The sequence below is a fragment of the Methyloceanibacter caenitepidi genome, from assembly GCF_000828475.1.
In the GTDB taxonomy this organism is placed as follows: Bacteria; Pseudomonadota; Alphaproteobacteria; order Rhizobiales; family Methyloligellaceae; genus Methyloceanibacter; species Methyloceanibacter caenitepidi.
On record NZ_AP014648.1, the window covers coordinates 3,289,317 to 3,300,000 of the forward strand.

General features: G+C 60.9%; 9 protein-coding genes, 1 tRNA gene and 2 rRNA genes (1 of these 12 running past the window's edge). 3 read left to right on the forward strand and 9 right to left on the reverse strand.

Annotated elements, in window-relative coordinates; translation table 11 throughout:
- Nucleotides 1–4: 4 nt before the first annotated feature.
- Complete coding sequence (locus GL4_RS15745) at nucleotides 5–1,519, reverse strand: PAS domain-containing hybrid sensor histidine kinase/response regulator (RefSeq protein WP_052464699.1); 1,515 nt, start codon at nucleotides 1,517–1,519, stop codon at nucleotides 5–7.
- Nucleotides 1,520–1,744: 225 nt separating this feature from the next.
- Here GL4_RS15745 and GL4_RS15750 point away from each other — a divergent pair, with 225 nt between their 5' ends.
- Nucleotides 1,745–3,346: a trimethylamine N-oxide permease gene (locus GL4_RS15750; RefSeq protein WP_045368941.1), complete on the forward strand. Its 1,602-nt coding sequence runs from the start codon at nucleotides 1,745–1,747 to the stop codon at nucleotides 3,344–3,346.
- A gap of 362 nt (nucleotides 3,347–3,708) precedes the next feature.
- Here GL4_RS15750 and GL4_RS15755 read toward each other — a convergent pair.
- The 3 genes from GL4_RS15755 to GL4_RS15765 all read right to left on the reverse strand — a co-directional run bounded on the left by GL4_RS15755 (nucleotide 3,709) and on the right by GL4_RS15765 (nucleotide 5,167).
- Nucleotides 3,709–3,785: transfer RNA gene (locus GL4_RS15755), tRNA-Met, on the reverse strand.
- A 213-nt stretch (nucleotides 3,786–3,998) separates the two neighbouring features.
- Nucleotides 3,999–4,358, reverse strand: a complete 360-nt coding sequence (locus tag GL4_RS15760; RefSeq protein ID WP_045368943.1) for a lipid-A-disaccharide synthase N-terminal domain-containing protein — start codon at nucleotides 4,356–4,358, stop codon at nucleotides 3,999–4,001.
- 5 nt (nucleotides 4,359–4,363) lie between these two features.
- A complete protein-coding gene (locus GL4_RS15765) occupies nucleotides 4,364–5,167 on the reverse strand; it encodes a glycosyltransferase family 2 protein (protein ID WP_045368945.1) in 804 nt (267 codons plus the stop codon).
- Between the two features lie 161 nt (nucleotides 5,168–5,328).
- Between GL4_RS15765 and GL4_RS15770 the strand changes: the two genes are divergently transcribed.
- Complete coding sequence (locus GL4_RS15770) at nucleotides 5,329–6,867, forward strand: ArnT family glycosyltransferase (protein WP_156137652.1); 1,539 nt, start codon at nucleotides 5,329–5,331, stop codon at nucleotides 6,865–6,867.
- Nucleotides 6,868–6,871: 4 nt separating this feature from the next.
- Here GL4_RS15770 and GL4_RS15775 read toward each other — a convergent pair whose 3' ends face one another.
- Nucleotides 6,872–7,408 carry a copper chaperone PCu(A)C gene (locus GL4_RS15775; RefSeq protein WP_045370366.1) on the reverse strand — a complete coding sequence of 179 codons (537 nt, stop codon included), beginning with the start codon at nucleotides 7,406–7,408 and terminating at the stop codon, nucleotides 6,872–6,874.
- A 415-nt stretch (nucleotides 7,409–7,823) separates the two neighbouring features.
- On the opposite strand from GL4_RS15775, the gene GL4_RS15780 reads away from it, so the two are divergent.
- Nucleotides 7,824–8,474, forward strand: a complete 651-nt coding sequence (locus GL4_RS15780; protein ID WP_244462643.1) for a cell wall hydrolase — start codon at nucleotides 7,824–7,826, stop codon at nucleotides 8,472–8,474.
- A 77-nt stretch (nucleotides 8,475–8,551) separates the two neighbouring features.
- On the opposite strand, the gene GL4_RS15785 is transcribed toward GL4_RS15780, so the two are convergent.
- The 4 genes from GL4_RS15785 to GL4_RS15800 all read right to left on the reverse strand — a co-directional run.
- Nucleotides 8,552–9,097 (reverse strand): formaldehyde-activating enzyme, encoded by a 546-nt coding sequence (locus GL4_RS15785; RefSeq protein ID WP_045368946.1) that lies wholly within the window; start codon nucleotides 9,095–9,097, stop codon nucleotides 8,552–8,554.
- Nucleotides 9,098–9,227: 130 nt separating this feature from the next.
- Entirely contained in the window at nucleotides 9,228–9,683 is a 456-nt protein-coding gene (locus tag GL4_RS15790) for a GFA family protein (RefSeq protein ID WP_045368948.1), read from the reverse strand.
- 208 nt (nucleotides 9,684–9,891) lie between these two features.
- A 5S ribosomal RNA gene (rrf, locus tag GL4_RS15795) occupies nucleotides 9,892–10,006 on the reverse strand.
- Between the two features lie 158 nt (nucleotides 10,007–10,164).
- A 23S ribosomal RNA gene (locus tag GL4_RS15800) occupies nucleotides 10,165–10,684 on the reverse strand; it runs 2,217 nt beyond the window's last position.

Sequence of the window (10,684 nt, forward strand, 5' to 3'; positions counted from 1 at the left end):
GGCCTCAGGCGGCCGTGGAAACGCCGCTCAACAACTGATTGATTGTCCGTACGAGGCTCATACCTTCCACCGGTTTGTGGACGAGCCGGCACCCGCTCGCTTCGGCCTCGGCGATGCGTCCGGGATCGGTATCCCCGGTCACGAGAATTCCCGGAATGGCACGGTTGACCTTGAAGCGCACCGCCGCGATTGCGTCGGAACCTTTGGCGCCGGCTTCGAGTCGGTAATCTGCGATGGCCAGCTCGGGGGCGACATCGGAGGCCGCCACCCTGGTGACGAGGTCGTCGATGGTATTCGCCGAAATCACTTGTCCGCCGCACGCGCGAAGCAGCGTCTCCAGTGCGTTCAGCTGATGAGGCTCGTCGTCGATGACGGCGATGGTGCGTCCCGTTAAATCGAGAGGTACGTCTTCAGCCACCGGTGCGACAGCCTGATGGCTGTGAGCGATCGGCAACGAGATGGAGAACACGGAGCCTTTTCCGGGTTCTGATTTCAGCGCAATGGGCGCTCCTATGAGGGCGGCCTTCCGGCGCACGATGGCAAGGCCCAGCCCTGCGCCGCGCCGCCGGTCCCGTGCAGGATTGTGGAGCTGATAGAACTCCTCGAAGATCTTGTCTTGGTATTCCGGCGCGATGCCGATGCCACTGTCCCACACCTCGATCACAGCGTTCCCACCGCGCACCCTGCATCCGACCAGTACTCGGCCTTGTTCCGTGTATCGCAAGGCGTTTGCCACAAGGTTCTGCACGATACGGGTCAGGATCCTATGGTCCGCACGGACAAAGATGCTCCTGGGAACGAAACGAAGATGGAGTTTCCTGTCTTGCGCCTCCCGCTGAAAGCTCTTCTCCAGCAACTCGAAAAGATCGGGGATCGGGACGTCCGCAAACTCGGGAACGACGACGCCAGCATCCAAGCGGGAGATGTCGAGCAGGTCCTCGAGTAACTCGTTACCGGCGTCGAGGCAGGTACGGATATCAGCAAGGATCTCCTTGCTCGATTCGTCCATCGACTGACGGCTCAGGGCCGCGACATACATACTGACCGCCTGGAGCGGCTGACGCAGGTCATGACTTGCTGCAGCGAGAAAGCGGCTCTTTGCCCGATCCGCCTTTTCCGCATCGACTTTGGCAAGGCGCAGCGCGTCCTCGGCACTCTTGCGCCAGGAGATGTCTCGAACGCTTGCGCGCACCCCCAGCCGTTCGCCGTCAGGACCTACCATGGGCTGCCAGGAAACAGCGGCACAGCCAGCTTGGCCGTCTTTGCGGAGAATCCGAAACTCTACGTCGTTCCCGCTTGTCCCTCCGAGCGCCGACTGCAAGAGCGCCCGCACCGCTTCGCGGTCATCGGGGTGTACGATCTCCAGCGGATAGTCGACCATACTCAGGCACTCGGCGACGGAGAATCCCGTCATGCGCTCCACAGCGGGATTGATCCAGCGGACACGGCCATCCGGCAGAAGCCAACTCTCCCAGTCGTAAGTGTAGTTCGCGACAATCTCGAATAGATCCGTGCCCACACGCCGCTCCCTTACGCTCCAGTCCCTACAATCGGAGGAATGCTCCCCCGTACGGGACGGGAGTCCACCCACTTGCGCCAATTGCCGTCTGCGATATCAGCCCGCACTCTACTCCGCGTAACCACCCTAATAGGGACTTTAGCGCTGTCAGGGGGCCTACAGCCTCCCGACAGCGCTTCTTTTTTGGAGCAAGGAGAACTGAAGCTCAATTTGGGGGGCAGCTCAATGGCTTCAATCGCAGACGCAGCACAACAGAGTGCCGGCGAGTCCAGTCTTCATCGCGTCATCAGCTGGAAGGACGCCTTCTGGGTCGCGAGTGGCGTGCCAGCGCTCGTATTGTTCTCGATTGGCGGCATCGCCGCCACGGTTGGCACACCTTCTGTCCTCGTTTGGACTCTTTCGGTCCTCTTCGGCTTCATTCAGGCCTTCACCTACGCTGAAATTGCTGGGCTGTTCCCGAACAAATCAGGTGGTGCTTCTGTTTACGGCGCCGCAGCCTGGGTTCGCTACAGTCGGCTCATCGCACCATTGTCGGTGTGGTGTAATTGGCTCGCCTGGACACCCGTTCTTGCCATCGGTTGCGGTATTGCGGCGGGCTACATTCTTACGGCTCTCTTCCCACCGGAAGCAGCTATCAGAACCTGGGAAATCCAGCTCGTCGATCTGTCCTTCTTCAAGGAGGATCTCAGTCTACGGCTCAACTCCACCTTCTTTATCGGCGCGCTTTTGATGCTGATTTCCTTCGGCATTCAGCACCGTGGAATCCTCTCTACGGCCAAGGTGCAGACCATCGTCGGCGCTTCCGTACTCATACCACTTCTGATTATCGGCATCGTCCCTCTGGTCACGGGCGACGTGTCGATGAAGGCGTTCCAGCCATTTGCACCGGGCACGAATGTCACGACAGCTGCGTGGGACAAGGCCGGTATTGCGCTATTCTGCGGCGGCCTATTCATCGCAGCATGGTCGGCATACGCCTTCGAGACCGCGATTTGCTACACTAGCGAGTTCAAGAATCCCGCCACGGATACCTACAAGGCGATCCTCTATTCGGGTCTGCTGTGTATCGCCGTGTACGTCCTAGTTCCACTGTCCTTTCAGGGAGCACTTGGTCTTGCAGGCGTGATCGCACCCGGCATCGTCGATGGTTCCGGTGTGGCGCAAGCAATGGCTTCAATGGTCGGCGGCGGCGCATTTATCACCAATCTGCTCGTGGTAATGCTCCTGCTTGCCCTGATGCTTGCAATCACCACCGCCATGGCCGGCAGCTCTCGGACTCTCTATCAGGGTTCCGTCGACGGCTGGCTGCCGCGCTATTTGAGCCGGGTCAACAAGAACGGCGCGCCGACCAACGGCATGGCAACGGACCTTGGCTTCAACCTGATCCTGCTCTTGATGTCGGACTACCTGTTCGTTCTAGCGGTCTCGAACGTCTGCTACATTGTGTTCAATTTCCTCAACCTCAATGCGGGCTGGATCCATCGTATTGACAACGCTCACGTGAAACGCCCTTGGCGCGCGCCGACCGTGCTCCTTGCTGCGGGCGTATTCCTGGCATTCGTCAATGCCTTCCTGCTTGGCGCCGGTGCGGATGTTTGGGGCTCAGGTACGCTGATCGCCGGTGCCATTGCCATTGGGCTGGTTATTCCGGTCTTCATCTACCGGCACTACATCCAGGATCGAGGCGTGTTCCCGCCCGAAATGCTGGCGGACCTTTCCGTTGACGGAAAGACCATCAGCAATCCGAAGGCAGGTTTGCTGCCTTACGTTGCGCTCGCAGGCGGCGTTCTCTCCGCTACGATCGCCTACATCATTTTCTGGACGTGAGGATTTTTCGTCAGGGCCTGAGCCGCTGGGAACTAGAACCGCTCGGATATGCGGCGACCGACGAGCCAAGCCGCGCGACCGTCGCCGTGACGTCGTCGAGATAAGGGAATTGTTTCGGCTATGAGATTGTGCGCCCGGTCGCCACGTCCGGAGTGCCCCCTGCCTGGCGAACGCCGCGTCAAAGTGACCGAGGCAAATCTGCCGCATTTTCCGCGAGGGCGCCGCACTTCGCGGGCCGTCATCTTGTCTTTCACGGCCGCGCCGGGGACAGCTCCAGGTCGAACTTCATGGCGAGCTGGCAGCCCTCCTCGACCTCGAAAACAAACGCCCCCGTTCCAAGGAAACGGGGGCGCAAGTAACGTTGGTTGCGGGGGTAGGATTTGAACCTACGACCTTCAGGTTATGAGCCTGACGAGCTACCGGGCTGCTCCACCCCGCGTCAATTCAAGTGGCCTTTGGAAACAAAGGGCCGCCCCTTGGCTGCGTAAACGCCCGAATGGGCCCCGCCGCGAAGGGGGAGAACCTATAGAGAGGTTCTTAGATGATTGGAAGCGCTAAACTTACGCGGCCCGTTCGGCCTGCGGCGCTGGCCCCTTAATAGGGGATTCACGACAGCTTTGTAAAGCCCGGCGTGGGCCAATACCCGCGTGTTTCAGACCCCCTTGGCCGGTTTGGCCTCGCCCTCCACGGCGACTTCCGGGGGGCCCTCATCGACCTTTTTTCCCTGCCAGATGAAATAGATGTTGCGGGAGTAGATGATCAGCCCCGTCGCCTGGCCGATGATGAAGACCGGATCCATGCGGTGGATGGCGTAGCTCAACAGCATGAGGCCGCCGATGAAGCTGAAATACCAGAACGTCTCGGGCACGATGGATGCGCGGGCGCGCTCGGTGGCGATCCACTGAATCAGAAATCGCATCGAGAACATGAGCTGCGCGAACAGGCCAATGCCGAGCCAAATCAGTTCCGCGGCGGACTTGTCGGCCCACCATTGTGCGAGGCCCTCCAACATGGGCGTTACCCTCTCTGGCTTACGAGTTGAATATGCCGCTCGCCAGTCTTCGCGGCATCGCCGTGGACGTGTTCGGCCACGGGCGGAATATCGGTGCGCTTGCGCAGCCAACTTACGCCGACGAGATCGTAGATACCGATCAGCGCACGGCCCAAATTGGTATATTTCGAGTGCCCTGCGAGACGCGGGCGATCGTTGACCGGTGCGAAGCTCACCTGATGGCCATAGGTCAAGAAAAAGGCCGGAAGATAGCGGTGCATGCTGGTGAAGTAGGGCAGCGCGAGATAGGCGTCGCGGTGATAGACCTTGATGCCGCATCCGGTATCGGGGCAGCCGTCGTCCAGGACCTTGTCGCGAAGCCAGTTGGCGAAACGGGAGGCGAAACGCTTCGAGCCCGTATCCTTACGTGAGGCCCGCACGCCGCCGACAAGCGCGGGCTCCGAACCCGGCTCTCCGAGCTTCTCGAAAAGGCCGGCGATGTCCGCAGGGTCGTTCTGGCCGTCCCCGTCCATGGTCGCAACCACTGGGAATCGCGCCGCCGTAATCGCGGTGCGCATCGAGGCGCTCTGGCCGGCCCGGCGGCCATGGCGCAAATAACGTAACGTTCCGTGCGCCGGGATCAGGGCTTTGATTTCGGCTGCCGTCGCGTCGTCACTGGCATCGTCGACAACAATCACCTCCCCGAGAATGGGCTCGGGCACGGCGGCATAGGTCTCCTCGATCAGACGACCAATATTGCCTTGCTCGTTGAACGCAGGAATGACAACGGAGATGCGGACGGCGCCGCCCGGCGCCAAATCGCCTGGCATATGATCCCCTACGGAACGCGAGTGGTGGTCGAAGCGACCATAGTGATGTTCAAGATTGACGTCCAGATATAGGATGCACCACTCCTGACATAATTCTGTTAAATATTTCAGCCCTCTAGGGGGTTGAGACGCTCGCCCAAGCCCCTCTAGAGGAAGCCATCTTGTCCGCCCACGAAATATCGCAAGCGACCGGGCCGTCCGGCGCACCGTTTGGACCGCCCTTGTCCGACAGGGGCTACGCGCTTCTGACGTTCGTGTGCCTCGGCATCCTGCTGGCTTTCCGGCTGCTGGCCCTTTATGCCTCCAAGATCGATTTCGTCATGGACGAGGCCCAGTACTGGAGCTGGTCGCGCGATCTCGACTTTGGCTACTTCTCCAAACCGCCGTTTATCGCTTGGGTAATCCGGGCCATGGGCGAAACGTGCGGCCTGTCGGAAGCCTGCACGCGGGCCGCCTCCCCGATCCTGTACACCCTCACCTCCGGACTGCTCTTCGTCATTGCCCGTAAGCTCTTCAACGCGCGCGTCGGATTCTGGACAGCCGTCGTCTTTGCGACCCTGCCGGGCGTCTCCTACGCCTCCGCGCTGATCACCACCGATGCTCCGCTGATCTTCCTCTGGACACTGATGATGTTCTTCTGGGTCATGCTCGTGAAGCAGAAGAGCATGGGCTACGCCATCCTCTTGGGCCTCGCCATCGGCACGGGCCTGCTGGCCAAGCAGGCGATGATCTATGCTGTGCTGTGCATCGCCTGCCATGCGGTGGTGTCGCACGAAGCGCGAGAGGCGCTCAAAGGCGGCCGCGCGATCGTGGCCGGACTCATCGCCATCGCGCTGTTCTCACCGAATATCTTCTGGAATGCGGAGCACGGCTGGCCGACGGCCAAACACACCGGCGATAACATGGGTTGGCGCGCGCCGTATGTGCATCCGCTCGAGCTCTTGGAGTTCATCGGCGCGCAGTTCGCGCTGTTCGGGCCGATCCTCTTTGCCGTCCTGATCCGCGCCGCGATCCGTTATGTCGGCCGCCCGGACGATGCGAACAAGACGCTGCTGCTCAGTTTCTCGCTGCCCATCCTCTTGGCGTTGGTCATCCAGGCCTTGCTGTCGCGCGCGCACGGCAACTGGGCCGCGACGGCCTATCCCGCCGCCACGGTGTTTGTGACAGCGGTTCTGCTGGAGCATGGGCGCCGTGTGCTGCTGGGAATATCGATGGCCCTGCATATTCTCGTCGCGGCCGTGGTCGGGATTGCCCCGGCCTTCGCCCGCACCTGGCCGCTGTTCGAGCAGCTGACATTCCTGCGGTCGTCCGTAGCGTGGGAGGAGACAGCGGACGCCGTGCGCAAACTCTTATCCGAGGGCCGATATCGCGCCGTCGTGGTGGACACTCGCGATCTCACCGCGGAGCTGCTCTACTACATGCGGGACGTCGACATTCCGCTCTATGCCTGGAAACGCAGGGCGGAGCCGCATCACCACTACCAGATGACCCGGCCCTTCGTGGCCGGCTCGCGGGAGCCGGTGCTCCTGGTCTCGGTGCATTCGTGCCGGCCGGGCATTACACGCAAGTTCGAGAGCGTGACAGAACTGCCGCCGATCGAGATCCCCTTGGTGCGCGACGAAACCCGCACGTTGTATTCCTGCGTGCTATCGGGCTACCGCGCGACAGAAAAAAGTAGGCGCATTAGGCAGAGCAAGTAGCGCACTAGTGGTGGTCGTGGTGACTGTGATCGGCGCCGTCGTCGGCGTCCATCTTGTCCGGCGCGCCGGCCGGTCCCGACCCCGCGGGTACGTCGATCTCGATCGGACCGGCCTTTTCGAACTCCAATGTCAGCGGCAGAGTTGCTCCCTTGGCCAGTGCGGCGTCGAGGCCCATAACCATGATATGGATGCCGCCGGGCTTCAGCGTCACGGTATCACCCGCGGGGATTGTCAGACCATCTCGGAGCGGCCTCATTTTCATGACGCCCGTATCGGTCATCTCCGTTTCGTGGATCTCGACTTGCGCAGCATTCGGGGAACGCGCACCGCGCAGCACGTCGGCGTCGTCCCCGACATTCTGGATTTTCAGATAGGCGGCCGTGATACGGCCTTCGCCGATCGTCGGGCGGACCCAGGCCTGGGAAATGGCAATTCCCGTCCCTTGCTCGGCCCAGACGGCCAAGGCGACGAACAGGAAGGCAGCCAAGGTAAGAGCAAGTGCGAGACCAATTTCAATCCTGTGTCTCGTCGCTCGTCCCATCCCTGTCTCCAAATCCGTCATAGGAACACAATCTCTAGTAGCTGTAGTCAGCCACAAACACGGTTGCTCTTCTAAGCCCTTTTTGGCGTCGGATGTTGTGCCGTGGTGTCGCGTGCGGCGCTCCGTCGCTTTGCCAAGCTGTATTGAATCAACTGCTTGGAGAGGGCGCTCAGCTATGCAAAACCGGGCTCTCCGAGAGGTCGCCTCAAGGAATCGATTGAGCGGCGGCGGCTAGTGCCCTAGAAAGCCTAGAAAGTCCGATGCGTCAATCTCAGGGCAACTTTTGCTGCTTAGGTTCGGCGCGTACCGGTCTGTCTGGGCCGGAACGGTACCGGCTTGGCCCCATCGGCCGGGACCGGACAACGGGGGACTTTGCGACAGAGGGGATACCAGACTGGTCACTCGGGGGACATTTTTGGCGGCGGCAGGCGCCGTCATTCTAACCGCGCTGTGCCTCAGCGGCTGCACGGGGCGTTCGCCCGTCGGTCTGCCCATGGCCGCGACCACGGACGAACGCGAGTGCCTCGTCCGGGCCATGTATTTCGAATCCAACCGGTCCAGCTACGACGGAAGCATGGCTGTTGGCAGCGTCGTCATGAACCGGGTGGAGTCAGAGCGCTTTCCGGACACGATCTGCGGCGTCGTCGGCCAGCACAAACAGTTCGCGTCCGGCGTTCTGACAAAGCCAATGGATCCCAAGCAGATGAAAGTTGCAGTGGCTGCAGCCGATACCGTCCTAAAGGGCGGGCGGCACCCGAAAGTGGGCCCGGCCATGCATTTTCACGCAGCCGGCTACAACAATCCCTACCCAGCGAAGTACATGACGGTTGCCGGCGGCAACGCCTTCTATCTCAAGCCCGGGCGGCGCTGGCAGCACGAATATACGGGTAGCGTTTCGACGGCACAGTCGAAGCCGGTGGAGAATCTGACAAAGCGCGCCTCCACGATCCTTGCCGGCGCGGCGTCGGTCGTTCCTGGCGCGGCGGCCGCGGGCGTTCCGTGCCAGGGCACGGAGGATCCGGGCGCCATTTCGCTGGCTTGCGAAACGGAAGCCGCCGGACGCTAGGGCAACCGCGTCAAAGAAATGCCGCCGCGAGCGGACCCGCGACGGCTTTACAGTCCACCAAGCGCAAACGCTTGTCGCTACTCGCCCTTCAGCGCCTTCTCGAAATATTTGTGCACCACTTTGTCCTGGTTCTCGAGCAGCCAGTCGATCGACGGCTGATAGGTCATGGCCTTGTTGATAGCCTGCCAGGTCGCCTTGCGGTGAATGTCGAACAGAATCTGGTGGTCGAGATCCTCGACGTCGACGATGCCCGGATTCAGCCACACCGAAACGATGATTCCGAGCTCGTCCGCCTTGTCTTTCGGGATGTCGCCGGAGCGTACCGCGTCGAGCACACCCATGGCCGTGGCGTACTGCACCGTGCCCATGAGGATGTTCGTGTAACGTGCATCGTCCACCGTAACCTTGCTCACGCAGATGGTCGGCGGGCGCACCATGACATCGGTATTCAAGAGCGCCAGCACACGGCTGTGGCCCTTCACCTGATCGCCGAGCAGATTGGCGAAAGCGCTGCCCATGGGGCCGTCCATCTCGCCGATGGCGACTTCGGGCTCCGCGGCCGTGCCGGGCGGTCCGCCGGCGACCAGGCTCTCGCCCACTCTCATGACAATACGGTCAGACATGATCTGTCTTGTTCCCTCGTTTGGTTTGTGGTGATTGCGCGCGGACTATGCCGGGGCGAGCCGCACATCGCAATGCCTACAAGCGAGTACAATGCCGCAGGCCGCGCGGCCCGGAAATGGCGCGCACTTTTCAGAGCGTCGCCGCAAATTCGTCCATCAGTTTCTGAAGCTCTTCCATTTCAGGAAACGCCTCGTAGCGGAATTCTGCCGGCGTCGTGACCCAGGGGAGCTTGTCGCGTGTCATCGTCTCGATGAACGGTCGAGACCACTTCGGGTCGTCGAACATGGTCGGGCGCACGTTGACGAAAGCATCGAAACCCACGATGCGGGTGAACACCCAGCTCTTGCAGGTCGCGCAGCAGTAATGATCGAGGGTTGGCCCGTGAATGCCGCCCTTCACAGGCTCGCCTTCCAGGACCTTAAACGCCTCCGCCGGAACCATCGCCGTCAGGGAGAATGCGCTCGCACTCATGCGCTGACACCCGCGGCAATGGCAGGCGGCGGTCAACACAGGCGGGGCGGCGATCTCGACGCGCAAGGCGCCGCACCGGCAGTGACCAACGCATGGAAATTCTGGGTCGCTCATCGTCCCGGACCATAGGCGGGCGCCGGCATACGGAAAACCCGCAACAAAAAACCGCCGCTGGGAAACCCAAGCGGCGGTCTTGTTTGAAAGGCGCGCGAAAACCGCAGCGCCAACGATCGTGGAAGAGGAGAATATCTCGATAAAGCTTCCTCAGCCGCGCCTGCCATAGCGGCGCATGCGTAAGAAGACAACCAACCGTCCTTGGCAAGCCTGGCGACGACCTACTCTCCCAAGTCTTGAGACTTAGTACCATCGGCGCTGGAATGTTTCACGGCCGTGTTCGGGATGGGAACGGGTGGGGGCACTCCGCAATAATCACCAGGCCAGCGAAGAACGGTTAGTTGCGAAAATCTGATCTCAACTTAGGGCGCTACCGCGCGTCGCGCTGCTTGAGCACGCTTCGCTGCAACGTCCACCCATCATCGTGCTCAAGTAGGCCGCTAGGCCGGTAGCACGACAAAGATGGGTACTGACAATGAAAGCAATCAAGCCGATCGAGCGATTAGTACTGGTTAGCTTCACGCATTGCTGCGCTTCCACATCCAGCCTATCAACGTGGTGGTCTTCCACGGCTCTCAAGGGAGAACTAGTTTCGAGGTGGGCTTCCCGCTTAGATGCTTTCAGCGGTTATCCCTTCCGTACTTAGCTACCCTGCTGTGCCGCTGGCGCGACAACAGGTCCACCAGAGGTACGTCCATCCCGGTCCTCTCGTACTAGGGACAGATCCTCTCAATTCTCCTACACCCACGGCAGATAGGGACCGAACTGTCTCACGACGTTCTAAACCCAGCTCACGTACCACTTTAATCGGCGAACAGCCGAACCCTTGGGACCTGCTCCAGCCCCAGGATGTGATGAGCCGACATCGAGGTGCCAAACGATGCCGTCGATATGGACTCTTGGGCATCATCAGCCTGTTATCCCCGGCGTACCTTTTATCCGTTGAGCGATGGCCCTTCCACACGGGACCACCGGATCACTATGACCGACTTTCGTCTCTG